The 25,449-nt window shown below is 30.6% G+C and carries 21 protein-coding genes and 2 other annotated features; of the genes, 11 read left to right on the top strand and 10 right to left on the bottom strand.

Annotation, left to right across the window (positions count from 1 at the left end; translation table 11 throughout):
* Positions 1–107 (top strand): IS3 family transposase (locus tag ACWOA3_RS00005; protein WP_456883914.1); only part of this gene is annotated, 107 nt, incomplete at its 5' end.
* A 185-nt stretch (positions 108–292) separates the two neighbouring features.
* Here ACWOA3_RS00005 and budA read toward each other — a convergent pair.
* The 3 genes from budA to ACWOA3_RS00020 all read right to left on the bottom strand — a co-directional run bounded on the left by budA (position 293) and on the right by ACWOA3_RS00020 (position 3,468).
* Entirely contained in the window at positions 293–988 is a 696-nt protein-coding gene (budA, locus tag ACWOA3_RS00010) for an acetolactate decarboxylase (protein WP_456883725.1), read from the bottom strand.
* Between the two features lie 82 nt (positions 989–1,070).
* Positions 1,071–2,747 (bottom strand): acetolactate synthase AlsS, encoded by a 1,677-nt coding sequence (alsS, locus tag ACWOA3_RS00015; RefSeq protein WP_456883726.1) that lies wholly within the window; start codon positions 2,745–2,747, stop codon positions 1,071–1,073.
* Between the two features lie 184 nt (positions 2,748–2,931).
* Positions 2,932–3,468 (bottom strand): GNAT family N-acetyltransferase, encoded by a 537-nt coding sequence (locus ACWOA3_RS00020; RefSeq protein WP_456883727.1) that lies wholly within the window; start codon positions 3,466–3,468, stop codon positions 2,932–2,934.
* A gap of 134 nt (positions 3,469–3,602) precedes the next feature.
* Here ACWOA3_RS00020 and psiE point away from each other — a divergent pair, with 134 nt between their 5' ends.
* On the top strand, positions 3,603–4,004 hold the full coding sequence (gene psiE / locus ACWOA3_RS00025; protein WP_003146767.1) for a phosphate-starvation-inducible protein PsiE: 402 nt from the start codon (positions 3,603–3,605) through the stop codon (positions 4,002–4,004).
* A gap of 38 nt (positions 4,005–4,042) precedes the next feature.
* On the opposite strand, the gene ACWOA3_RS00030 is transcribed toward psiE, so the two are convergent.
* Positions 4,043–4,786 carry a DNA/RNA non-specific endonuclease gene (locus ACWOA3_RS00030; RefSeq protein WP_456883728.1) on the bottom strand — a complete coding sequence of 248 codons (744 nt, stop codon included), beginning with the start codon at positions 4,784–4,786 and terminating at the stop codon, positions 4,043–4,045.
* Between the two features lie 227 nt (positions 4,787–5,013).
* A complete protein-coding gene (gene trpS / locus ACWOA3_RS00035) occupies positions 5,014–6,027 on the bottom strand; it encodes a tryptophan--tRNA ligase (RefSeq protein ID WP_442566346.1) in 1,014 nt (337 codons plus the stop codon).
* A 177-nt stretch (positions 6,028–6,204) separates the two neighbouring features.
* Here trpS and ACWOA3_RS00040 point away from each other — a divergent pair, with 177 nt between their 5' ends.
* The 3 genes from ACWOA3_RS00040 to srtB all read left to right on the top strand — a co-directional run bounded on the left by ACWOA3_RS00040 (position 6,205) and on the right by srtB (position 8,438).
* Positions 6,205–7,194, top strand: a complete 990-nt coding sequence (locus tag ACWOA3_RS00040; RefSeq protein WP_003146763.1) for a lipoate--protein ligase — start codon at positions 6,205–6,207, stop codon at positions 7,192–7,194.
* Between the two features lie 24 nt (positions 7,195–7,218).
* Positions 7,219–7,542, top strand: coding sequence for a heavy metal-binding domain-containing protein (locus ACWOA3_RS00045; RefSeq protein WP_003146762.1), 324 nt, complete (start codon positions 7,219–7,221; stop codon positions 7,540–7,542).
* A gap of 98 nt (positions 7,543–7,640) precedes the next feature.
* Positions 7,641–8,438, top strand: coding sequence for a class B sortase, LPKTxAVK-specific (gene srtB / locus ACWOA3_RS00050; RefSeq protein WP_442566345.1), 798 nt, complete (start codon positions 7,641–7,643; stop codon positions 8,436–8,438).
* Positions 8,439–8,487: 49 nt separating this feature from the next.
* Here srtB and ACWOA3_RS00055 read toward each other — a convergent pair whose 3' ends face one another.
* The 3 genes from ACWOA3_RS00055 to pcp form a co-directional block, all read right to left on the bottom strand.
* Positions 8,488–9,870 carry an MATE family efflux transporter gene (locus ACWOA3_RS00055; RefSeq protein WP_456883729.1) on the bottom strand — a complete coding sequence of 461 codons (1,383 nt, stop codon included), beginning with the start codon at positions 9,868–9,870 and terminating at the stop codon, positions 8,488–8,490.
* 12 nt (positions 9,871–9,882) lie between these two features.
* Positions 9,883–10,287 carry a MarR family winged helix-turn-helix transcriptional regulator gene (locus ACWOA3_RS00060; RefSeq protein WP_456883730.1) on the bottom strand — a complete coding sequence of 135 codons (405 nt, stop codon included), beginning with the start codon at positions 10,285–10,287 and terminating at the stop codon, positions 9,883–9,885.
* Positions 10,288–10,604: 317 nt separating this feature from the next.
* On the bottom strand, positions 10,605–11,252 hold the full coding sequence (gene pcp, locus ACWOA3_RS00065) for a pyroglutamyl-peptidase I (RefSeq protein WP_456883731.1): 648 nt from the start codon (positions 11,250–11,252) through the stop codon (positions 10,605–10,607).
* A gap of 213 nt (positions 11,253–11,465) precedes the next feature.
* Here pcp and nrdG point away from each other — a divergent pair, with 213 nt between their 5' ends.
* The 5 genes from nrdG to ACWOA3_RS00090 all read left to right on the top strand — a co-directional run bounded on the left by nrdG (position 11,466) and on the right by ACWOA3_RS00090 (position 18,265).
* Entirely contained in the window at positions 11,466–12,113 is a 648-nt protein-coding gene (gene nrdG / locus ACWOA3_RS00070) for an anaerobic ribonucleoside-triphosphate reductase activating protein (RefSeq protein WP_456883732.1), read from the top strand.
* A 125-nt stretch (positions 12,114–12,238) separates the two neighbouring features.
* Entirely contained in the window at positions 12,239–14,389 is a 2,151-nt protein-coding gene (locus ACWOA3_RS00075; protein ID WP_456883733.1) for a YhgE/Pip family protein, read from the top strand.
* Positions 14,390–14,536: 147 nt separating this feature from the next.
* Entirely contained in the window at positions 14,537–15,538 is a 1,002-nt protein-coding gene (locus ACWOA3_RS00080; RefSeq protein ID WP_442566340.1) for a glycosyltransferase, read from the top strand.
* A gap of 2 nt (positions 15,539–15,540) precedes the next feature.
* Positions 15,541–17,565, top strand: coding sequence for a glycosyltransferase family protein (locus ACWOA3_RS00085; protein WP_003146752.1), 2,025 nt, complete (start codon positions 15,541–15,543; stop codon positions 17,563–17,565).
* Positions 17,566–17,911: 346 nt separating this feature from the next.
* Complete coding sequence (locus tag ACWOA3_RS00090) at positions 17,912–18,265, top strand: YlbF family regulator (RefSeq protein ID WP_003146751.1); 354 nt, start codon at positions 17,912–17,914, stop codon at positions 18,263–18,265.
* 73 nt (positions 18,266–18,338) lie between these two features.
* Here ACWOA3_RS00090 and ACWOA3_RS00095 read toward each other — a convergent pair whose 3' ends face one another.
* Together ACWOA3_RS00095 and metE are read right to left on the bottom strand one after the other, a co-directional pair.
* Positions 18,339–20,180 carry a bifunctional homocysteine S-methyltransferase/methylenetetrahydrofolate reductase gene (locus ACWOA3_RS00095; RefSeq protein ID WP_003146750.1) on the bottom strand — a complete coding sequence of 614 codons (1,842 nt, stop codon included), beginning with the start codon at positions 20,178–20,180 and terminating at the stop codon, positions 18,339–18,341.
* Positions 20,181–20,189: 9 nt separating this feature from the next.
* Positions 20,190–22,430: a 5-methyltetrahydropteroyltriglutamate--homocysteine S-methyltransferase gene (metE, locus tag ACWOA3_RS00100; RefSeq protein ID WP_456883734.1), complete on the bottom strand. Its 2,241-nt coding sequence runs from the start codon at positions 22,428–22,430 to the stop codon at positions 20,190–20,192.
* A gap of 84 nt (positions 22,431–22,514) precedes the next feature.
* Positions 22,515–22,757 (bottom strand) — a binding site (T-box leader).
* Between the two features lie 58 nt (positions 22,758–22,815).
* Positions 22,816–23,033, bottom strand: a binding site (T-box leader).
* Positions 23,034–23,294: 261 nt separating this feature from the next.
* Here metE and ACWOA3_RS00105 point away from each other — a divergent pair.
* Positions 23,295–25,391: an SSURE domain-containing protein gene (locus ACWOA3_RS00105; RefSeq protein ID WP_456883735.1), complete on the top strand. Its 2,097-nt coding sequence runs from the start codon at positions 23,295–23,297 to the stop codon at positions 25,389–25,391.
* Positions 25,392–25,449 lie beyond the last annotated feature (58 nt).

Raw genomic sequence — 25,449 nt, forward strand, 5'->3', positions numbered from 1 at the left:
AAGCTGTATCTGAATATATAAATTATTACAACAACAAGAGAATTCAATCAAAAACAAAATGGATGCCTCCTGTACAATACAGGATAACATCCACTTGTCTAAACTAAATATATATGTGTCCAGAATTTTGGGTACACATCAAAATTGATTTTGTCGAGTCACCCCCGCACAGTTTATTAGATATCTAAAAAGCTTTTTTAAAGCGAATTTAGATATCAATAAACCACTGCGTCTATGAGTTTTCATATACACCTTGTTAAAATTTAGAACTTTTGGGTCAGCCCCATGAGTTTTAGCGAGAACTTTCAGCTTCATGAACTTCTTTATGTAATGTTTTTAAATTAATATTTACATCTTTATATTCTTCACTTTGGGGTAATTCTAGTGTGAAGTTTAATGGTTTAGATACTTCAATTGTAGCATCTTTAATATCGAAGTTAAATATATGTCCGCCTTGAGTACGATCATCACTAATATAATGAAGATGGAATCCTCCTACACCAACTCCTTGAGTATATTCAGGAGAAAAGAAACCAACTATTGTACCTTTACTATTTTTGTAATTAAATATACTTTGTGTTTCTAATATTTCTAGAAGAGTAGGATAAGGTTTTTCATGTTTTTTAGGTGAACGAGTATCAATTTTATCAAATACACCAGTAATTTTTATTGCATAGAAATAATTTGGATTTAAATATTCACTAATATCATTGTTTAAATTCTCAAAATTTGTAGTAGTGATCTTCTTAAAATTTGTAGAAAATTTAGTGACGTTTGAAAAAGGTGAAGTTGCTTCTTTAGGTTGTAAAGTAGAGAATCCATTACTATCAGTTTTATAAACTTCTCCATTTAGTATAATCATTTCTCCATCGACACCTTCAAAAGTACCAATACCAAAATCACCATTTTCTAGTAATTTTTCTACAGTAGTAGTTCCACTAAATGCTCCACCCATTAGTGCAGCCATAGTGCTATATTGATATAACATAATAAATCTCCTTTTATGGCTTATATTTTAGAAACAAGGGAAACTTGAATCATATTTAATAAAAACTAGTAGCTTTTTAAAACTAGTTTAAGTAGCTGCCTTGAAGAGTTTCACCAAGTTTGATGTTATCACTATAGTCAACAGGAACATCGATAACGACAGGACCTTCAATTTTGAAAGCTTCTTCTAAGCATTTTGCTAGTTCTTCTTTTGTAGTTGCACGCATTCCTACAGCTCCATAAGACTCAGCATGTTTTTTGATATCTACTTGACCAAGATGTACCGCAGAATCGCGACCGTATTTCATTTCTTGTTGGAAGGCAACCATATTATAAGATGAATCATTCCATACTACGTGAATGATTGGTGATTTTAATCTAACGGCAGTTTCAAGTTCCATTGCTGAGAATAAGAATCCTCCATCTCCAGAAATTGATAAAGTTTTTTTATTAGGATAAAGTAATCCTGATGCAATTGCCCATGGTAAAGCTACTCCTAAAGTTTGCATACCGTTAGAGAATAGTAGGTGACGAGGTTCGTAAGAGCGGAAATGTCTAGCCAACCAAATCCCATGAGATCCAATATCACAAGTTACAATAGTATCGTCAGATACTGCATTTTGAGTTTGTTGAATAATTTCTAGTGGGTGAAGACGTCCTTCGATTTTTGATTTAGGAGGTTCATCACGTTTTACTATTTCTTCTTGAAGTTCTTTTAAGTAAGCTAGGTTTTCTTCGGAAATTCTTACTTTAGGATTTCCATTGTAAATACATTTTAATGTTTCTGAAATATCACCGATAAGTTCAATATCAGGTTGATAATCACGGTCAATAACAGCAATGGTATCATCAATGTGAACTAGAGTAGCATTTTTATTTGTATTCCAATATACTGGATCATATTCAATTGGATCATATCCGATAGAGATTATTAAATCTGCTTTATGTAATAATCTATCTCCAGGTTGATTTCTAAATAATCCAACACGTCCATAAAAATGTTGAACTAAACCACGAGAGATTACTCCAGCAGCTTGGAACATTTCGACAACAGGTATACCTGTTTTAGCGACTAATAAACGAATAGCTTCTGTTGCTTCTTTAGTTGATGCATTCATTCCTAGTAAAAGAACTGGAAGTTCAGCATTTTCTATTTTTTCAACTAAGTCACTAACATGTTTTGGATCTGCAATCCCTAATACAGGTTCTCTAAGTCGTTTGATAGCTTTTACAGAAGTTTTTTCATTAATAACGTCTTCAGGTAGTGATACGAATGTAGCTCCTTTTTTAGGTTCTTTAGCTTTTCTAAATGCATTAGTAATGGCTTCAGAAATACTATCTTGATGACCAACTTCAACAGCTGATTTAGTTACTGGACGAAGCAGGCTAACATTATCCATACTTTGGTGCGTTTGTTTTAATAAATCAGAACGCTTAACTTGACCTCCGATTGCGACAACAGGGTCCCCTTCAGAGTTTGCAGTAATAAGTCCAGTAGCAAGGTTACTAACACCAGGTCCTGAAGTAACTAAAGCGACACCAGGTTTTCCCGTCAGACGTCCAACAGCTTGAGCCATAAATGCCGCATTTTGTTCGTGACGTACAACTACAAGTTCAGGTCCACGATCGACAAGTGCGTCGAATACAGCATCTATCTTTGCACCAGGTATAGCAAAAACGTGTTTAACTCCTTCGTTTATTAAAGTATCTACAACTAATTCCGCACCTCGACGAGATTGTTGTTCTAAATGTTCACTCATTATTATTCCTCCTAAATCATGAGACTAAAAAATATATAATAATATTCTAACTCTACATTATATTTTTTTCAAGAATAGAATACTAATATGTTTGCTATTGAAATTTTATTTTATAAGAACCTCTTGTAAATATAGCAAAGAATAGTATTGGTTTTATAAAATGTAGTATATTACTTATTTTGAGTTAGTTATATATTATGTTAAAGAATTCTTCTCGCAGTATTCCATATTTTACAGAATCATAATAAACACCATTATAATATCTAACCTTTCTAATTCTAGCTTCACACATAAGACCGAGTTTTTCAGATAATCTCATCATTCGTAGATTACCACTCCATGTAGTAAGTCCAATGTGTTGAATATCAGGGAATTTGTTAAAACAGATTTTAATCCATTCATTTAATGCTGTATAGCCTATTCCTTTTGACCATGTATGCTGATCATATATTACTATTCCAATCTCTAGCCAACGAGTTGCAAAGCATTCCCAATAATGAGTAACAATTCCAATAGGTTTATCATTTAAGAATATTCCTAGTACACGATCACTTAAATAATATTCATGATGATTTTTAAGTAGGAAGGTATCTAAATCAATTAACTTAAAATCATTAAAGTAGGGGGCGTTATATTTACTCCATTCTGGAGTTTCTGATGAGTAAATGACGTTATATAAGTCATTTAAATGTTTTTCTTTTATCTTTTTTAGTGTAATCATAAAAATCTCCTTTTTAATATTATAACATAAGAAAAATTGAAAAATATATAAATGAATTAACTTAAGCAGTCTTATTCCTATATTAAAGAGGATTATGATATAATATGTCATGTAGAAAATTAGAGAGGTGAAAAATGGAAAAATTTAGTAAGATTATATCTGATATTTTTCTTTGGATTATGAATATCGGATTGTTGATTATAGGGGTACTATTATCATTTGGTTTAATAATGGAAGCTAAGGAAATATTTTTTGAAGGTACAAAATTTTTATCCGATCAAGGTAATTATCAACGTTTTGTAGAAGGAATATTAGTATTTTTCTTATATTTTGAGTTTGTTGCTTTAATAGTTAAATACTTTAAAAATAATTATCATTTCCCACTTAGATATTTTATCTATATTGGAATCACCGCAATTATAAGATTGATTATTGTTCAACATGACGATCCTAAAAGTGTTTTAATCTGGGCTGCTGCGATATTACTGTTAGTAATTAGTTTAGCTATTGCTGAAAAATTTATAAAAAAAGATTAAGAAAAGACTTCGAACAGATTTTGTTCGAAGTCTTAGTTTTATTTCACAGTGTATTTTCCTGTTTTGTAGTCTATAGTTACTCCTTTTTGGAAGTTTGGTAAAAATACATTATATTTTACACTCTTACCGTTATCTTCAACAGACATTGCTTCCATTATTACCCCTTGTGCTACAAGATCATCACCTTTGAATACTGGAGTTACACGGTAACGAACATGTTTTTTGGTCTTTTTAACGTAGTCAGCAACTTCATTTTCAAAAGGAATCATATTAAGATTCATAAATCTTGTACCAGTCATTAAGTTTCTATCATTATCATTTTCTCCAGCAAGTTGGAAAGCGATAAGATGTGATCTATCATACACGTGAGTTCCACGGTTACTTTGCCATCCGCTAGGACGAACGTGAGCAATCTCTTCACGTTTATCTGTCGGCATTAAATCAATACCGATAATTCCGTTTGCTTGGCCAACACGACCAAGTTTATCAAGTGGACTGTAATTTTCAAAAGATGTTGTAGAAAGATCTTCTTTAGCAAAATACGGATTATTGTTGTTTAATACCTTATATTTATTATTATCAGTTGCTTCACTTTCCTTTGGAGCAGATAAAGAGTTTAATACATCATCAGGTATTTTTGAAACACTTGTAAATGTTGTAGTATTTGAATTTTTATTTGATGATTTATTAGTATAGTAAGTTATAGCTAATGCAGCTAGAACAACTATAGCGATAGAAATAATTGAAAATAATGAAAATTGTTGTCTTTTTCTCTTTGCCATATGGCCTCCTTATTTTTATAGTAAGTTAAATAACTAAGAGGGAGTGACTCAAAAATCGTGATTTCGTAGAAATCGATTTTGTCGAGTCACCCCCGCACAGTTTATTAGATATCTAAAAAGCTTTTATAAAGCGACTTTAGATATCAATAAACCACTGCGTCTATGAGTTCTCATAGACACTTTGTTAAATTTTATGATTTTTGGATCAGCCCCAAAAATTAATTTTATTATTTGAAATAATTAATACCCATTGCATCTTTTACTTCATCTAAAGTAGCAGCTGCAACTCTTTCAGCCTTTTCACTTCCAGCTTTAAGCATTCTATAAACTTCTGCTTTGTCTTTTGCAAATTCTTCACGACGTTCTCTGATAGGACGTAGGTAATCTTGCATTACATCATTTAAACGACGTTTAAGTTTCATATCACCAAGTCCACCACGAGAGTAGTGTTCTTTAAGCTCTGCAACTTCATCAGTACGAGAATCAAAAATATCAAGGTATGTAAATACTACATTTCCTTCTACTTGACCTGGATCTTCAATCTTGATGTGATTTGGATCAGTGTACATCTTCATGATTTTAGCTTTAATGTTTTCTTCACTGTCACCTAAGTAAATACCATTATTTAAACTTTTACTCATCTTACCTTGTCCATCGATACCAACAAGTCGAGCATGATTTTTTGGTGGTAAAACAATTTCTGGTAATACAAGAACTTCTTTGTTGTAAGTTCTATTAAAATCACGTACAATTTCACGAGTTTGTTCAAGCATTGGTTTTTGATCTTCTCCTACAGGTACGTGAGTTGCTTTGAACGCTGTAATATCAGCAGCTTGACTTACAGGATATGTGAAGAATCCGGCAGGGATACTTTCACCAAATTTCTTATCATTAATTTCTTGTTTAACAGTAGGGTTACGGTGTAATCTTGAAACTGAAACTAGATTCATATAATACATGTATAATTCAGCAAGTTGAGGAATTTGTGATTGAATGAAAATAGTTGTCTTACTAGGATCAATTCCTACAGCAAGGTAATCAAGTGCAACTTCTGTTATATTTTCAATAACTTTCCCAGGATTATCAGCATTGTCAGTAAGTGCTTGTTGATCGGCGATCATTATAAATACTTCAGTATCATCTTCATTTTGTAAAGCTATACGATTTTTTAAAGAGCCAACATAGTGCCCTAAGTGAAGTTTACCAGTAGGTCTATCTCCAGTTAAAATAATTTTCGTCATAAAATGGTAACTCCTTTAAAATAATTTTAATAGTTGTTTATAATTATACCATAATCTAGAGAAAGTTTGTTTGAATTAGTATAAAAAATATCATTTTGAATAAAAATTTAGTGTTTTAGTTAGGAAAAGATGATATAATAAAAGATAAAGAAATAGTTAATTATTAAGGAGATTAATATGATATATATAGAATCAAAAAGTAATGATCCACGATACAATACAGCATTAGAGTTATATGCTTTTAATGAACTTGCAGAAAAAGATGATGTATTTATGTTATGGATTAATTCACCATGTATCGTTGTAGGTAAAAACCAAAACACAACTGAAGAAGTAAACCAAAAATTCTGTGATGATAATGGAATTAAAATTGTTCGTCGTGTAAGTGGTGGTGGTGCAGTTTATCACGATTTAAATAATTTAAACTATACAATTATCTCTAATGGAAGAAGCGGAGAAGAATTCGACTTCAAATCATTCTCACAACCTGTACTTGATGCGTTAGATTCATTAGGAGTTAAAGCAGAATTTACTGGACGTAATGACCTAGAAATTGATGGACAAAAATTCTGTGGTAACGCACAATATGTACGCAATGGTCGTATTATGCACCATGGTTGCTTAATGTTTGATGTTAATACTTCAGTTTTAGCAGATGCTTTAAAAGTTTCTAAAGATAAAATTGAATCAAAAGGTATTAAATCTGTACGTTCACGTGTTACAAACATTAAAGATCACCTTCCAAATCAAGATATGACAGTTCAAGATTTCGTTGCTGCACTTAAAAAATATATGAGTGAAAAATACGAAATGACTGATTTTGTTGCAACTGAAGAAGATGAAGCTGCAATCTTAGCTATCCAAGAAGAAAAAAATAACTCTTGGGACTGGGTATATGGTAAAAATCCTGACTTCAATATTAAACGTAATAGAAGACTTAAAACTGGTAAAATTGAAGCTAATATCATGGTAGAACAAGGGGTTATTACCAATATCAAATTCTACGGAGACTTCTTCGGAGTAATGGATGTTGAAGATATCGCTAAAAAATTAGTAGGTGTAAAATACCAAAAAGAAGATGTTCAAAAAGTTTTAGAACAAATTGATATTAATTCATACTTCTTAGGAGCTACATTAGAAGAAGTAGTAGATATCTTAGTAGACTAATAAATAATACAGGAGTGAAGTATTATGATAATTGCAACGACAAACTATATTCCAGGAATGGAAGTAGTAGAATATAAAGGTTTAACTACAGGTGAAGTAGTAGCTGGAATTAATGTTATCAAAGATATAGGAGCAGGAATTCGAAACCTTTTTGGTGGAAGAGTTAAAGGGTATGAAGATGAAATTATTCAAGCGAGAGCTGAAGCTTTAAAAGAGTTAGAAGCTCGTGCAGCTGCCATGGGAGCCAACGCTGTTATTGGAGTTAGAATTGATTTTGATGCTCTAGGAGGCGACGGTAATAATATGCTTTTAGTTACTGCTACAGGAACAGCAGTTGTAGTAAGATAAAATATATAAATATTAAAAATAAAATTAATAGCAATACTTTATAAGATATTGTATAATATTAAACAGTTATTAAAATTTCAATAGAGAGGAAAAATATAATGAAAAAAATATTTAATTTTAAAAAGATTTTCTCTATTTTACTTTTAACAATCGCTTTAGTAGCATCAGCTGTGTTTGTAGCTGGATGTAGTAGTGATAAAAGTTCGAATTCAAGTTCATCAGATTCAACTTATAAAGTAAGTAAAGAAGATAAAGATTATTTATCAAAACGTTTTGCAGATTTAACTAAGACGAATAATGAAACTGTAGCATATGTTTATGCACCAGGAACAGATTTAGATGAACCTGTAGTACAAACTAATGACAATGAAACATACTTAAATAAAACATTCGAAGGTGGGAATGTACCTTACCTTGGTACTGTATTTATGGATATGGACAACAAAAAAGATTTCCACGATAGATTAACTTGGTTATTCGGACACGCTCGTGGAAGTAAAGTTGGGGATCACCGTATGTTCAACGATGTTAACTACTATGATAAACAAGAATATATGGATAAACACAAATACGTAGTAATTGAAACTCCAGAGAGAAAATACTACTATGAAGCAGCATTCTTAACAATCGTACCAGAAACAACTTCATTCTATCGTTTAGATTTTGAAAGTGATGAAGATTTCTTAAACCAATTAACTAATGTAAAAAAAGATGCTACAACTAAAAATGATAGTGTTCAACTTAAAGCTACAGATAAATACTTAGTATTATCTACTTGCCGTGAGGAAGATGAAACAATCAGATCTAATCTGTACTTACGTCAAATTCCAGATAATGAGATGAGTGATTTTGAAGCTAAACATAAAGATGAATTAAAATATGTAGCTAAAAGATAATAAATAATAAAAAGCAATCCAGTGATTTTAATCACTAGATTGCTTTCTTCTATTTAGTAACATTATGTTTAGGCATCATTTTAAATTCTCTAATCAAAAAGAATAGTGAAACTGAAATTGCACAAAGGTCGGTTACTGGAGTAGCATAGATTACTCCCTCAATCCCAAAGAAATATGAAAGAATAAATAACATTGGTATTAGCACTATAAGTTGCTTAGTTAAGGCAATAGTAACTCCAATTTTTGGTTTTCCTATTGCAGAGAAGAAAGTAGAGCTTGAAATATGAATACCATTGATAAATGTAAATAACAAGAAGAATCTCATATACTTAACTGCAAACTCAAAGTAAAGTTCATTACCATTACCAAATAGACTAATAATTTGTTTAGGAAAAATCTCGAAGATTAAGAAGAATGTAATTGAGATAATCATTGCATACTTCATGGTATATCTCATTGTAGTACGAACTCTTTCGTACTTTTTAGCTCCGTAATTATATCCAAAAATTGGTTGAGCTCCTTGAATTAATCCAATAATAATAGCTATAAATATTATATAAATTTTAGCTACGATTCCAGCTACAGCTATAGGAATATCATTCCCGTACACAGAATTAGTACCGTGAATATTTAATAAATTGTTTGTTACGATTTGTGCAATCATATTAGATCCTTGGAAAACAAATGATGGCATACCAAATCCTGCTGCTACTTTTAATAAAGGTAGTTTAGGTATGAAATCTTGTTTATTAAATTTAACACTTTTAAATCTTGGGAAATAAAATACAAGAATCATTGCAGATAAAAATTGACTTATCACTGTAGCCCAAGCTGAACCAGCGATTCCCCAACCAAATCCAAAAATAAAAATTGGATTAAGAATAGTGTTAAGAACAGCACCAAAAATTATAGCAAACATTGAGTATTTTGGACTATTATCTGAACGAACAATAGGGTTAGTACTAATAGAAATTAGTAAGAACGGAATACCTAAAGAAGTAATTCCAGCAAATGTCATTGCATATTCTAAAATTTCATCTGTAGACCCGAATGCGTACATAAGAGGTTTTAAAAATATATGTACTAGAATTGTGATAATGATACCTATAATAAATAATGAAGATACTGCAGTACCAACTACGGACTTAGCTTTTTCAGGATTTCCTCTTCCTAATTCAAGATTAAAATTAGATGCTGCACCAATTCCTATCATTAATCCTATAGCTAAGCAAATAGTAGTAAGAGGGAAAGCGACATTTGTTGCTGCGTTACCTAAGTAACCAACACCTTGCCCTATAAAAATCTGGTCAATTACACTATACATCGCATTAATAATATTCGCTGTAATAGCAGGCCATGCAAATGATATAAGTAATTTTTTTAGTGGTTTTGTTCCTAGTGGATTTTCTATATAATTTTGTGCTTTTTCCATATAATTTCCTCCTTAAGTTATTTTATTCAATAAAGAGAAGAAAATAGTAATTTCTTCTTCAGTTAAGTTTTTAAGAACTTCTTTTTCAGCTGTGTTTAACAGATGAGAGTACGTTGATAAAACTTCTTTTCCTACTTCAGTTAAATGTAAAGTATAAGAACGTCTATCTTTTACTCCACGTTTTCTAATAACAAAGTTCTGTTTTTCCAGTGCATCGATATTACGCCCAACAATATTTCTATCTTTTCTATGTATTTCAGCAAGTTGAGCTTGAGTAACACCTTCATTTTCTGAAACGTAAATAAGAGTAATGAAATGTCCATGTGTAATACCAATCTCAGATAAAGGTTGTTTTGTATAATTTCTCATATTTTCTAAGAGTGTAATAAGTTTATAACCTAACGCATCTTTTAACATAAATTCACCACCTAAAATAATAAAGCTAATATATTATATACCTGGTATACTATTTTGTCAATATAAAAAAGAAAGGGAGTGACTCAAAAATCATGATTTCAAACAAGATTTTGTAGAGTCACCCCCGCACAGTTTATTAGATGTCTGAAAAGCTTTTTTAAAGCGAATTCAGATATCAATAAACCACTGCGTCTATGAGTTTTCCTATAAATTTTGTTAAATTTTAGAATTTTTTGGCCATCACCTTTCTTTTCAGTGTTTTCTTACTGTTTATAAAAATTTGACTCTGTTTGTATTGAGTAGAAATTTAGCATTAATTAATGTTCTAAACCACCTGTTACTTTTGTATCTTCTTTATCATAATAATTCACAGCAGTTTTTATTATTAATTCTAAAGCAGTGATGATATATTCTTTTTTCATATAAGGCATATTAGGTTTATCTTTAATTTGTTCTTCAATATAAGGGATATGAATAAATCCAGCTTTAATATTTGGATATTTTTTTGAAGTTATGTATAAAGCCTCATACATAATATGATTACAAACAAAAGTACCAGCAGTATTAGAAATAGCAGAAGGGATATTGTTTTTATTCAATTCATCAACAATTGCTTTTATTGGTAGTGTAGAAAAATACGCATTTTCCCCATCTTTTCGTATAGATTCATCAATAGGACTATTTCCAGTATTATCTGGAATTCTAGCATCATCAATATTAATAGCGATACGTTCAGGTGTAATTTTACTTCTTCCACCAGCTTGACCAACACAGATAACTATATTAGGAGAAAATGAGTCTATATTTTCTTCTAAAACCTGTGAGCTATCTTTGAAGACTGTAGGTAGGGTAATTTTTTTTATTTCTATATTATCTATTACATCTGGTAAGCTATTAACACATAAACTAGAAGGATTAATACTCTCGCCACCAAACTTATCAAAACCAGTTATTAATACTTTCATAAAGGTACCTCGTAATATTTATAAAAAATATATTGTAATAGTTAACTTAATAATATGCTAAGGTAAGTATTACATCTCAATTAATTAAATTTTTAAATTATACTAATTATAAAACAGTTTAGATAATTTGAAAATAGTATTTTTGTAATTTTAGGAGATAAATTGTAATTGATTGTTAAAAGTGATATTATTAAAACATAAGGGGTGAGGATTTTGTCTAGAGAAGAAAAATTAAGAACAATTATTAGTACGATAGATAATTCAGAATATAGTGCTACTAAGAAAAATGTTACTAATAAGTGTATGATGAGAACATTTAAAGAGGCTGATGACACTTGGGTAGCTGAAGCATATTCTAAGAAAAAATATGCTGATTATAAACCATTTCAATTCGTTGATGGTGAGGGAGTAAGATGCTCTATATATCTAAGTGGTTGTCTATTCGCTTGCAAAGAGTGTTTTAATGAAAGTATCCAAAACTTTAATGCTGGACAATTATATACAAAAGAAATAGAAGATCAAATCATACAAGATCTAAGCAATTCATATGTACAAGGATTAACGATTTTGGGAGGAGAACCGTTTCTTAATACTCAAGTAGCTAAATCTTTAGCGAAAAGAGTTAGGGATGAATTTGGTTCAACAAAAGATATCTGGGTATATAGTGGTTACACATATGAACAACTCTTAAATGGTAGCGAGGACAAAAAAGAATTATTAAGTTTATGTGATGTATTGGTAGATGGACCATTTATGATTTTTCAAAAAGATCTAAGTTTAAGATTTAGAGGGAGTAGTAACCAAAGAATTATAGATTTAAAAAATTCGAGTAAGGATAATGTAGTGTTATATATAGAATAGTAATACTAGGAATGTAATTACTTTTAATAGAAAGTTTTTCGTGATATAATATTTAAGTTAACAATTAGGGATATAAATATCTCTAATTGTTTTTGTTAATTAATTTATAGAGAGGAGATTAAAAGTTGAAAAATATTATAGAGATTTTTCGAAAGGATATAAAAGAAGTATTTAGAAAAACTAATACGTGGATAATTATAGTAGGTTTAATATTTTTACCATCAATGTATGCGTGGCCAAACATTTTATCTTCATGGGATCCATATGGTCATACAAATAATATTAAAGTTGCTGTTACATCTGAAGATGATGGGGCTACTGTCGATGGTAAAGAGCTAAACTTAGGTAATAGTTTAGTTGAAGGATTGAAAAACAATAAAAATCTTGATTGGCAGTTTGTATCTAATAAACAAGAAGCTGAGGATGGAGTAAGAATAGGCGACTATTATGCAAGTATAGTAGTTCCAAAAAACTTTAGTAAAGATATGACCTCTGTTAGTAGAACAGAACCTCAAAGGGCAACAATTGAGTACACGGTAAATGAGAAGATTAATGCTATTAGTCCAAAAATAACTAATAGTGGAGCTTCAGCAATTGCTAATAATATTAGCAAGAGTTTCGTTGAGACGGCAAATGGAGTAATTTTTGAAAAACTACATGAAGCCGGTATTAAATACGAAGAAAATTTACCATCAATAGAAAAAGCTAAACAAGAAATTTTAAAATTGAATGAAAACTTTTCTACATATGAATCTAGTTTAAATGAATTAATAGGAAAAGTAGAGCATGGTTATAATATATTAAATACAGTTCAAAACACACTACCTGAAATAGATAGGGCAGCAACTAATAGTATTATGCTAGCTGATAAAGCAGGTGTAACAATTAATAATATTCAAGGATTTAATGATAGAATGTTACCTATTATTAGCAATCACTTGACTGTAGTTGAAGAAGTATCAAAAGAAGCAAATATTATAGCAAAAGAAATTCAACAAAAACCAGATAGAACAGAAGAAATTAAAGCTAGACAAAAAGCTTTAGATAGTAGACTCCAAGCTAGTGGAGAAAGACTACAACTTGTAAAGAATATTTTCGAATATTTTAATAACCTATCTAATGAAAGATTATTTAATAATCAACTAGCCAAAGTGACAAATCTAGAAAATGATATTAATAAAGTAAAAGAGATAAATATTAATATTCATAACAAGATGGATCACTACGATGAAATTACAGATACTTTGAAAGAAGAGTTTGTAAATAAATCAGCTAGAATAAATGAACTTTCAACAGATATGAATACTAAGTTAAATGATGAAGTTTCTCCATTAATATCACAGGTTCTTAGTAGGGCAGATGTTAATATTGATAAAGTGAGTGGAATAATAGCACAGGCTCAAGGAGAACTTCCAGCTGTAGAAAGAAAATTATCAGAAACTGAAGCGAAAATAAGTAATGCTCATAGTAAATTATTAACGTTACAAGCGTATATGCCAACAGCAAAAAGTAAGATACAAAAACTAACAGATGAAATAAAAAAAGCTGATGGAGAAGTAGATAAAAACCAATTGTTTAATTTATTGAAAGTCGATTATAAACAACAAGCAGAATTTTTCGCAAATCCAGTAAAACTTCAAGAGAATAAACTTTATCATATAGAAAATTACGGATCAGCAATGACTCCATTTTATACGGTTTTATCTATTTGGGTTGGATCATTATTAATGTCATCATTATTAACTACTAAGGTAGAAGATGAAGAAAATAAATATAAACCATATCAAAAATATTTTGGTAGAGGATTATTGTTTGTAATAATTTCTTTATTCCAGACATTAATTATAACTTTAGGTGATATGTATGTTCTAGGTACACAGGCGACATCACCATTTAGATTTGTTATATTTGCATTATTAATATCTTTACTATTCTCATCAATTATTTATACAATAGTATGTATATTAGGAAATGTAGGGAAAGCAGTTTGTATTGTATTATTAGTACTGCAATTAGGAAGTTCAGGAGGAACATTCCCAATTCAAATGACCTCAGAATTCTTCCAAACATTATATCCGAAAGTACCGTTCACATATTCAATAGGATTACTTCGTGAAGCGGTGGGTGGTGTATATGCTCCAGCTGTGCACCGTGACATAAAAATATTATTTATCTATCTAATTATCGTTCTTGTAGGTGGAGCGATTCTAGTTAGTCTAAAAGCACGTTCAGCTAAGTTAAGTAGAGAAAGAGAACGTTCTAAGTTATTCTTATAGAAAATAATTTACAGTAGAGATTAAGTAGTTACAATATAATGTAGTTTTGTAATATTACTTAATCTCTACTTTTTTCATAGGAAATGAAAAATAGTGTTTTTTGTGATATAATTAAAGGATAAAACCTTAAAATATAGAGGATAGATTATGGTTAGAACATTAGATAGAACAAAAGATATCTTTTTAGATACAATGCTTTTGGGAAATGAAATTTTAATAAAAAAAATAAAAACAACAAATAAAACGAAAATTACTGTAGTCTTAGCCGCTTATAGAAGTGTAAAAAGATTACAGGAAATAATTAATGATTTATTTAATCAAAGCTTCCAAGATTTCGAAGTGATAGTAGTCGATGATCTTTCTAGTTCAGAAATAGAAGAAGCGGTTGCTGTAGTCGACAGTAGTAAAATAAATTATATAAAAAAACAACTAGGCTCTAATTCATCAGCGAAAAACTGTGCATTAGATTATGCTAAAGGAGAATATGTAGTTTTTGTAGAAGAAAACTCTAAATTAAAACAAAATTACTTAGAGACTTTATATAATGAGATTTCTATAAATAATCTTGATATTGCTATGTTAACTAGAAATGGATATCCTAGTATATTAGATGAAAAAATTTCATCTGGTCAAGAATATTTAGTAGAAGAAATAAAAAGATTAAAAAGTGATTTAAACTATAATATTACTGCTTGCATGTTTAAAAGAAAGTTTTTAGATATCTATAATTTAAGATTTCAAGAAGACATGTTAGCTTTAGAGAACTTATATTTCAAACTAAAAACTTTTGACATAGCAGGAAAGGTTAGTCAAATTAGAAAAGTTGGATATAAGGACTTATTAGAAAAAAAATCAGTGAGAAACAATGCAATGATAGACGCTTCTACTAGAAGAATAATGATTGCAGTAAATAAAATAGAAGAGTTTAAACAAAACAAAAAATATGAAGAAAGTTTAAATCTTCTATGCGGATACTTACTTTTTGATGTGTTAAGAATGCATGAAAATATGTCCGAGGAAATAGAAATTTTAGAATTGATAAAATCAAGAAAAAATTATTTTGAAAGTGATACATTTGTTAACAAAACAATGATAGCAATGTCTCCGATTATGTTTGCTAATCATCTTAATAGAAAGGATAGGAGATAAATATGAGGCGAATACTTCATAATGTATTTTCATATGCGTTTATAGCGCTTTTCACAGTTGCTTTAACTTGGGCTTATGTAGCACCGTTTGTATATGAACGAATATTGAATCCACTTGCGCTACTCTTAGGAGTTCCTGTTGTATTCATATTATTTATTTATGCAGTAAAAAAAATTCTAGCAACTGATGAAGTAGGATTAAAAAAATATAATAGAATTATAATATTAGTATACTTAGTATTTCAGGCAATAATATTATCGATGGATACCTTAAATTTTTCAGACGGTGCAGAGATAGAAAATGAAGCACACTATATGTTAAACTATGGAAAGTTTTCTGGAGAAAGATACTTCTTAGTTTATCCTAATAATATTACACCTACTATTATTCTTTATTGGATATATCGTATAGCAGCATTTCTACATATTTCTGAAGTTTGGATGTTGCATATATTCTGTTTCTTAGTAACAACAGCTACTATATTCTTAACATATAAAACAGCTGGAAAATTATTAACAAAACAAAAACAAACAATAATTCTTGGCTTAATGATTTTATACATACCATTTCAAATGTACAGTTTATTCTACTATTCTGATACTTTGATGGTAATTATGGTAGCTTTAATAATATATGTTCTTATTCCATCAGATGGGAGTTTTATCTTTAGAACCAAGCATATTGTCGCTGTAGCGATATTGGTAGCATTTGCTTGGAATCTTAGATCTAACATTATTATTATCTTACCAGCATTAATTGTGTACTTACTATTTTTCAAATGGTACAAAAATTTAGTATTATTACTAGTAACCTTTGGAATTGCATTTGTTTTCTTTGGAAAAGGATTCGATATGCTTTGGGCACACTATGGATTCTGGAAAGATGATGGTTATAGATTTCCTATGTTACACTGGGTAATGATGGGAATGAGTATTCAAGGTGGAAGTTATAACTGGCAGGATTTCCAATTTACATATCTTAGTCAAAATAAAATGACAGATGATTTAGGTTTATTCTTTAATAGGCTAACTCATAGACCGATTTTCCTTAATCTTCTTATGGTAGTATTAAAAATAAGAGGTAATTGGAGTGATGGTACGATAAATTATACGAATGGTACACGTGCATTACGAGATGGTGATGGATTCTTATGGCAACTCTTCTATGGAAGTGACAATAGCTTCTTTATCTATATTTCTCAAATGATGTATGTAGTAATCTTATTCGGAATGGTTTATTACATTTATAAACGTAGAAAAGAGTATATAACATCTTGTTTCTTATTCCAAATTATTATTTTTGGAGTATTCATGTTCCATTTAATTTGGGAAGCAAAACCTAGATATGTATATGCATGGATGCCAATAATCTTTATTTTAGGAGCCAAAGGTTTAATTTTATTTGCTGAAAGATATGAGACTATAATATTTGATAAATACAAGAAAAAACTTTATATTGCTTTTGGAATAGTTTTTGCACTTCAAGTAGGTAGTGATAGTTTCTTAAGACCATCATATTCAATGAACTTAGACTATGACTCACGTGTAATTAATGGTATTAGTATATATGCAACAGATAATTATCTGCGTGATGGAATAGTTAGAGTTAATAAAGATACTGAAGTAGAACAAACGTTTAAAGCGAATCGAAGTTTTAATTATGTTCGTGGTTATATTTCATCATACGATGAGAAAAATAATTCAAAATATAAAGTAGAAATTATCGATAAAAAAGATAATAAAGTTGTAAGAGAACATGAATTTGTATATCGTGAATTGTATTGGGAAATTCCTTTACAAACTTACACTTTACGTTGGTATTTTGATGATCTTCCTGCAGGAGATTACAGTGTGAAATTCTCACAAATAGAAAGTGATAATAATGGTAGCATAGTAATTTCAAGTGTACCGAATGAGATGGTAGATATGTATGAAGCAGGGAAATTATATATTAATGGAGCAGATCAAAATAAAAAAGATCTATCACTACAAATAGGTCATAGATACCAAAAACTTTGGTGGTATTAATAATAATAGAGAACTCTTAAATTAATAATGGGGCTTATCTTCGGATAGGTCCTTTTTATTTTGTGTATTTTAATTCAAGTTTAGTTATAGTATAAGGTTAACATAAAGTATCTAATATATAATATAATTATAACAAATCTAAATTATAGGGGTTTGTTAAGAATAAAAGGACTGATCTAAAAGTCCTAAGCGGGGGTGCAAAATCGATTTCTCTGGAATCATGATTTTTAAGTCGCTCCTTATAACTCCATATAATATAGAAACCTTAATAAGTGTAAACGATTTATTGTCAAAGAAGGTAAAACTATGTTATAATAAAATTACAACATAAAAGGAGCAAATAACTATGGTAAATATTTATGATAAAGCAAATGAATTTGAAAGAGCATTAAGAGAATCTGATGAATACAAAGCATCATTAGCGGCATCTGAAGGATTATATTCTGATGAAGAAGCTAATGAACTTTACACACAATTCGTATTAAAACAAAAAGATTTAATGGAAGCAGCTCAATCAGGAAATGAGCCTTCAGAAGAAGATTTAACAGCATTAGAAGAAATCCAACAAAAATTAATGGAAAATGCTAAATTTTTAGATTTTGTACAAGCTCAACAAAAACTTCAATTTTTAATCGAAGATTTAAATAAAGTAATGTACAAACCATTAGATGAACTTTTTGAAAAATATGGAAACAAATAAAATAGAAGAAAAATAGTAAATCACGGTGTTAGAATGATTCTAACACCGTGATTTTTATATACACATTTAATTTTTATTTATCTTTATTTTCCTCAACATAATCTATTAATTCTAATGTTAGATCATATCTTAAAAATGGTGTGATTAAGTAAATTCCCTTGAAGTGTTTTAAAGCAACATCAAGTAGTTTTTTACTTTCTTCTAAAGCAACTTTTTGGCAAAGTTCTTTATCATCTTTTACTTCTTCTAACTTAGCTAAGAATTCTTCTGATAATTTAATTCCAGGTACCTCATTGTGTAGGAAGACAGCGTTGTTGTAGCTAGTAATTGGCATAATACCAACGAAGAATGGTGTATCTGGATAATCAGCGGCAAGTTCTGCTAATTGTTCAATTTTTTCAGCTTCAAAGACAGGTTGCGTAATAAAGTAGTCAGTACCTGCTTTTATTTTTTTCTCAACTAAACGTTTTGTTTTACTTAGGTCACGAACATTTGGATTATAAGCAGCGGCTACTGTAAAGTTTGTAGTCTTTTTCAGTGAAGCTCCGTTATATCCAAGTCCTTCATTAAGTTGTTTAATAAAAGGAATTAATTTAAGACTAGTCATATCATAGACACTAGTAGCCCCTGGGAAATCACCAAGTTTACTTGGATCTCCAGTAAGAGCAAGGACGTTATTAATTCCAAGAAGATCAAATCCCATTAAACGAGATTGTAGTCCGATAAGATTATGATCACGACATGTTAAATGAAGTAGTGTAGGGGTAGTAATATGTTCTTTAAGTAAAGTTGCAGCAGACAAGTTACAAATACGAGTACTAGCAAGAGAATTATCTGCTAGTGTAATAGCTTCAATGTTTTTCTTGTCTATTGCTTTAGCCCCTTCAATAAATTTATCAACATTTAAATGTTTTGGTGGATCTAATTCGGCAATTATAGTTACTTGTTTTTTGACTTTATCAACAATTGTTGGTTTATTATTTGCTACTCTGACTAGTTCTTCTTCTGCAGGTAGCGGTGTTATTACTTTTCTTTTAACTGGTTTAAGACCTTTTATTCCTTTTTTAATAGCACGAATATGTTCTGGAGTAGTACCACAGCATCCACCGATTAATCTTACACCTTCTTCAACAAGAAGTTTAGCACTCTGTTCAAAGTAAGATGAATTTTTTCTGAAACGATATTCATTACCATTAATTGTTTGTGTCAGTTGTAATAAACTGGCATTAGGATAAGCAGATAGGTAACTTTGTGCAAATAAAGGTACTTGCTTTAAACTTTTAATCATATGATAAGGACCTAGATGACAGTTTAAACCAACGATATCAGCACCTAGATTAACAAGTGCACTTAAAGCATCAGTTACTTTTTCTCCGTTTTGAGTAATACCTGCTTCTAATAATGAAATATTAGTGATAATAGGTAAGTCAGTTATTTTTCTTGCTTCAGTTAATACAGCGCGAATTTCTTCTTGATCATAATAAGTTTCAAATAGCAACGCATCTATTTTATTTGTTGATAGTAGAACTTTTACTTGATCAATTGTTTCTTTTACAATAGTTTCTAATGAAAGTTCACATTCACGAAGACCTCGAATAGCTCCGATTGTTCCGAAAACAATAGTATCTTCTCCAGCAGCCTTGCGTGCTATTTCAGCAGCACGAATGTTAATTTCTTCGAATTTATCGTCATAGCCATACGTCTTAAGTTGGCATTTTTTTGCCGCATAAGTGTTTGTTTGAATTATATCCGCTCCAGCTTCGATATAAGCTTTATGAATTTTCTCCACAGAATCTGGATTAGAGATATTATTATATTCATGACAACTTTCCAATCCATTACTATAGAGAGCTGTACCCATAGCTCCATCAGCTACGAGTACATTTTGTTCTAATCTCTCTAATAAATTTCTCATATGAACCTCCTATTTAGCGGCAAGTTCATTTCTGATTTCTTTAGTAACTTCAACTAAAACTTCTAAAGCTTCGATAGTTTCTTTTTCAGCACGTGTTTTTAATCCACAGTCAGGGTTAATCCAGAATTGTTCTGTAGATAGTTTTTGTAGTGGACGTAAGATGTTAATACGTACTTCTTCTTTTGTTGGTACACGAGGAGAGTGGATATCGTAAACTCCAAGACCGATACCTAATGGGTAGATTGCAGTCTCGAAAGCAGAGATTAATTCTCCGTGACTTCTACTAGTTTCGATAGAAATAACGTCAGCATCTAATGCACGGATAGAATCGATAATTTCATCGAAGTTAGAATAACACATGTGTGTGTGGATTTGTGTATCATCTTGAACTGATGAAGTAGCTAAACGGAATGAGAATACTGCTTCTTCAAGATATTTTTCTTTTTTACTGTCTCTTAGAGGTAATCCTTCACGGATAGCTGGTTCATCAACTTGGATAATTGTAATTCCAGCTTTTTCTAAAAGTTCAATTTCATTTTTAAGTGCGATAGCGATTTGGTTGAAAATTTCTGCTTTAGAAATATCAGTTCTTTCGAATGACCAGTTTAGAATTGTAACTGGTCCAGTTAACATACCTTTAACAGGACGATTAGTTAAGCTTTGTGCATAAGCAGTTTCTTTAACTGTTACAGCTTCAACGTGTTTTACATCTCCGTAGATGATTGGTGGTTTAACCCCACGAGAACCGTATGATTGAACCCAACCGAATTTAGTTGATGCGAATCCAGCGAAACGTTGACCGAAGAATTCAACCATGTCTGTACGTTCAAATTCACCGTGAACTAATACATCGATATCAAGGTCTTCTTGAATTTTAATCCAACGAGCGATTTCCTCTTCGATGAATTTTTCATAAGCTTCATTAGATAATTCACCTTTTTTCCATAGTGCACGTTGTAAACGTACTTGTTTAGATTGAGGGAATGATCCGATTGTAGTAGTTGGTAATAATGGTAAATTATATTTTTTGTTTTGAATTTCACGACGAACTTTGTAGTCAGATGGACGAGTTGAACGAACATTTTCACTTGATTCTAATTCAAGATTTCTGAAGTCAGCATTTTGTAATTTGTTGAAGTCTTCTACGTGTTTTTGGTACGCAGCTTCTTCTTTGCCATCTAGTTTGTTAGCTAGTAAGTTAAGTTCTTCTAATTTTTGATCAGCGAATGCTAAACCATTAAGTAAAGTTTCTTCTAATTCAGTTTCATTTTTAGTTGTTACTGGTACGTGTAGTAATGAACAAGATGGTTGGATTACTAATTCAGCAACATTAGCTTTGATTTCCTCTAATAATGCAGAACTATCTTCGAAATCGTTGCTCCATACGTTACGTCCATCGACAACACCTGCGAATACTTCTTTATCTTTGAATAGACCAGCTTTTACATTAGCTAAGTTTTCTTCTCTACCGTGAACGAAGTCTAATCCGAATGCTACAGGTAAATCAGCAAGTTTTTCAGCTTCTACTAAAGCTTCGAAGTAAGTTTGGAAGATGAATTTAGCATCTACTTCGTTGTTGAAGTGGTTGTACACTTTGTGAGCTAATTCTACATAGTTTTTACCTTCATCAGTAACGAAAATTGGCTCATCTACTTGGATGTAAGAAGCACCAGCTTCAGCTAATTCTTTGAATACCTGAGTGTATAATGGTAATAATTTATCTACAGCTTTTTCAAATTCACCTTCAGCAAGACCGCTCGATAAAGCTACGTATGTGATTGGACCTGTGATAACTGGTTTAGCTTTATCTCCTACGATTTCTTTAGCTTCTTTGTATAAGTCTAATAGACGAGTGTTGTTTAATTTAGGGTTAACATTTTCCCATTCCGGTACGATGTAGTGGTAGTTAGTGTTAAACCATTTTTTAAGTGCAGATGCAACGTTATCTTTGTTACCACGAGCGATATCGAAGAATAAGTCTACATCAACTTCTCTTCCTTCAAAACGTTGTGGAATAACATTGAATTGTACAGATAAATCTAAAATGTGGTCATATAGTGAGAAATCACCAACTGGGATGAAATCTAAACCAGCATTGAATTGTTTTTCGATATAAAGACGACGAAGTTTTCCTGCTTCTTCAAGTAATTCGTTTTGACGAACTGTACGAGCCCAATATCCTTCAATTAATTTTTTCCATTCTCTTTTTTCCCCTAAACGTGGGTATCCTAAACTTGAAATTTTTGTCATTATTTCTTTCCTCCTGAAATTTTCTCTTTTTTGTATATTGAATTATAAAAATAAAAACGCCCTTAAACAATATTAAAAATATTGTCTAAGGACGTGCGTTTCATACGTGGTACCACCTTATTTTATGGAAAATCTAAAATTGTGAATTGAATTTTTTAGTTTTCCACCTCATTAAAATTTTAACGCTATTTTATGCGTAATTATCTAACTACTGCTCGATAATTAAAACTCAAAGACCATCTTCAAAAAAATTCATTAATCTCTTTTCAGCTACCGAGATTCTCTGGTTTAACTCCTTTTTTCTACTCATCTTATCAATGTTATACTATATTAATTTATAAAAATAATTTTTACTCAGTCTTAAATACGACAAAAGGGTAGTAACACAAGGGACGAAATGACCGTGTTACCACCCAATTTTATAATCTTAAAATAAATTTAATCTTACCTCAATGATTATTAACGGTAATCAACCGGAACTAACTCATTAATAGTCATTAGTTCAGCTCTGTGACCATTTACAATACACCCAAATCCTTTTTTTCACCAACCAAAAGGTCTCTAATAAATAAGTAATATCGCTCTTCACTTCTTCGCTTTTAAAACTGTTAAAGAAATATTAACATAAGATTTTTTCTTTGTCAACACTTTTTATTAAAAAAATTAAAAACTTTTTTCGAAATTGTCAGAAATCTAAGATAGACCATATATATTAATATATTTTAAAGATAATATTTTAATAATAACTATTTAAGAAATATTTTAACTTTTACTAATAGTTAGTTAATATCTATAAGGTATACTGTATTCATCAAACAAAAAGTTTTGATAATAAAGTATTAAGGCAAGAGGAGAGAAATACAAATGAAAAACAACTTTATTAAATCAGAAAATTTTACGAAATGGGCAATAAGAAAAGTTAGTGTTGGAGTAGTATCAGCAGCAATTGCAAGTGGTATTTTTGTAATTGTAGGAGGTGGAGAAGCTCACGCAAGTGATTTACAAGATAAAGCTCCTGTAGTTCAAAATGATAATAAACAAACTGATACAGCTGTTGAATCTAAAGCAATTGAAAACAAAGAAAATACTGTAGAAAAAGAAACAAAACCAGTTGAAGCAAAAGATGTTGTAAGTGCTGAAAAGCAATCTGAAGTAAAAGCAGAAAAAGAAGTGAGTGTTGACTCTAAAGAAGCTGATGTGAATAATTTAATAAAACAGGCAAAAGATGTAGCAGAACCACAAACAACTCCAGTTGAAGTTAAAAAAGCAGTAATGGATAATACAAAAGATACAGTCGATGTACCAGCTAAATATCTAGATAAAGCAAACTTCCCAGGGCCATTCACAGCGGGAGTTAACCAAGTAATTCCTTATGAATTCTTCGGTGGAGATGGAATGTTAACAAGATTAATCTTGAAATCATCAGACAAAGCACCATGGTCAGACAACGGATCAGCGAAAAATCCAGCGTTATTACCATTAGAAAAATTAGGAAAAGGATTATACTTCTATGAAGTAGACCTAGAAGGAACAAAAGGAAAATCAGATAAAGAATTACTAGATTTATTAAAAGCAAATGGAACACAAAGCTACAAAGCAACAATTAAAGTATACGGTGAAAAAGACGGAAAAGCAGATCTAACAAATGTAGTAGCAACAAAAGATGTAAATGTAAATCTAAATGGATTAACAACTGTGAACGAAGTTAAAAAAGCAGTAATGGACAATACAAAAGATACAGTAGATGTACCAGCTAAATATTTAGATAAAGCAAACTTCCCAGGACCATTCACAGCGGGAGTTAACCAAGTAATTCCTTATGAATTCTTCGGTGGAGATGGAATGTTAACAAGATTAATCTTGAAATCATCAGACAAAGCACCATGGTCAGACAACGGATCAGCGAAAAATCCAGCGTTATTACCATTAGAAAAACTAGGAAAAGGATTATACTTCTATGAAGTAGACCTAGAAGGAACAAAAGGAAAATCAGATAAAGAATTACTAGATTTATTAAAAGCAAATGGAACACAAAGCTACAAAGCAATAATTAAAGTATACGGTGAAAAAGACGGAAAAGCAGATCTAACAAATGTAGTAGCAACAAAAGATGTAAATGTAAATCTAAATGGATTAACAACTGTCAACGAAGTTAAAAAAGCAGTAATGGACAATACAAAAGATACAGTAGATGTACCAGCTAAATATTTAGATAAAGCGAACTTCCCAGGGCCATTCACAGCGGGAGTTAACCAAGTAATTCCTTACGAATTCTTCGGTGGAGATGGAATGTTAACAAGATTAATCTTGAAATCATCAGACAAAGCACCATGGTCAGACAACGGATCAGCGAAAAATCCAGCATTATTACCATTAGAAAAATTAGGAAAAGGATTATACTTCTATGAAGTAGACCTAGAAGGAACAAAAGGAAAATCAGATAAAGAATTATTAGACTTATTAAAAGCAAATGGAACACAAAGTTACAAAGCAACAATCAAAGTGTACGGTGAAAAAGACGGAAAAGCGGATTTAACAAACGTAGTAGCAACAAAAGAAGTGACTGTAAATCTACATAAAGAAACTATGCAAATGGATATGAAACCAGGTGAAGATATGATGCAAAATAATACAGCTACTGGTTCAATGGATTCAAATGTAAGTGGAAAAATAATGAATATGAGTAAATCTGACAATATGTCTATGAAATCTAGTATGAATAAAGATATGATGCAAGATAATATGACTATGGATTCTCATATGAATAAAGATATGATGCAAGATAATATGACTATGAATACTCATATGAGTAATGGCATGATGAAAAAAGGTATGCTACCAAAAACAAGTGCGGCACCTGAAGGAACAATGAGTTCAACAAATTCATCAAATACTGGAATACTAGCATTAGTCATCGCAAGCTTCTTAGGTCTATTAGGATTCAGAAGAAAAAATAATTAATAAATAAAATAAACTTGTAGATTTTATCGAAATAGTGCTATACTTTTATTGTATAGTA

It is taken from the genome of Gemella taiwanensis (genome assembly GCF_054054385.1).

What these genes read in the sequence shown, in the direction of transcription:
- budA (WP_456883725.1), bottom strand. Translation starts at nt 988, where the DNA reads ATGTTATATCAATATAGCACTATGGCTGCACTAATGGGTGGAGCATTT.
- alsS (WP_456883726.1), bottom strand. Translation starts at nt 2,747, where the DNA reads ATGAGTGAACATTTAGAACAACAATCTCGTCGAGGTGCGGAATTAGTT.
- ACWOA3_RS00020 (WP_456883727.1), bottom strand. Translation starts at nt 3,468, where the DNA reads ATGATTACACTAAAAAAGATAAAAGAAAAACATTTAAATGACTTATAT.
- psiE (WP_003146767.1), top strand. Translation starts at nt 3,603, where the DNA reads ATGGAAAAATTTAGTAAGATTATATCTGATATTTTTCTTTGGATTATG.
- ACWOA3_RS00030 (WP_456883728.1), bottom strand. Translation starts at nt 4,786, where the DNA reads ATGGCAAAGAGAAAAAGACAACAATTTTCATTATTTTCAATTATTTCT.
- trpS (WP_442566346.1), bottom strand. Translation starts at nt 6,027, where the DNA reads ATGACGAAAATTATTTTAACTGGAGATAGACCTACTGGTAAACTTCAC.
- ACWOA3_RS00040 (WP_003146763.1), top strand. Translation starts at nt 6,205, where the DNA reads ATGATATATATAGAATCAAAAAGTAATGATCCACGATACAATACAGCA.
- ACWOA3_RS00045 (WP_003146762.1), top strand. Translation starts at nt 7,219, where the DNA reads ATGATAATTGCAACGACAAACTATATTCCAGGAATGGAAGTAGTAGAA.
- srtB (WP_442566345.1), top strand. Translation starts at nt 7,641, where the DNA reads ATGAAAAAAATATTTAATTTTAAAAAGATTTTCTCTATTTTACTTTTA.
- ACWOA3_RS00055 (WP_456883729.1), bottom strand. Translation starts at nt 9,870, where the DNA reads ATGGAAAAAGCACAAAATTATATAGAAAATCCACTAGGAACAAAACCA.
- ACWOA3_RS00060 (WP_456883730.1), bottom strand. Translation starts at nt 10,287, where the DNA reads ATGTTAAAAGATGCGTTAGGTTATAAACTTATTACACTCTTAGAAAAT.
- pcp (WP_456883731.1), bottom strand. Translation starts at nt 11,252, where the DNA reads ATGAAAGTATTAATAACTGGTTTTGATAAGTTTGGTGGCGAGAGTATT.
- ACWOA3_RS00080 (WP_442566340.1), top strand. Translation starts at nt 14,537, where the DNA reads ATGGTTAGAACATTAGATAGAACAAAAGATATCTTTTTAGATACAATG.
- ACWOA3_RS00085 (WP_003146752.1), top strand. Translation starts at nt 15,541, where the DNA reads ATGAGGCGAATACTTCATAATGTATTTTCATATGCGTTTATAGCGCTT.
- ACWOA3_RS00090 (WP_003146751.1), top strand. Translation starts at nt 17,912, where the DNA reads ATGGTAAATATTTATGATAAAGCAAATGAATTTGAAAGAGCATTAAGA.
- ACWOA3_RS00095 (WP_003146750.1), bottom strand. Translation starts at nt 20,180, where the DNA reads ATGAGAAATTTATTAGAGAGATTAGAACAAAATGTACTCGTAGCTGAT.
- metE (WP_456883734.1), bottom strand. Translation starts at nt 22,430, where the DNA reads ATGACAAAAATTTCAAGTTTAGGATACCCACGTTTAGGGGAAAAAAGA.
- ACWOA3_RS00105 (WP_456883735.1), top strand. Translation starts at nt 23,295, where the DNA reads ATGAAAAACAACTTTATTAAATCAGAAAATTTTACGAAATGGGCAATA.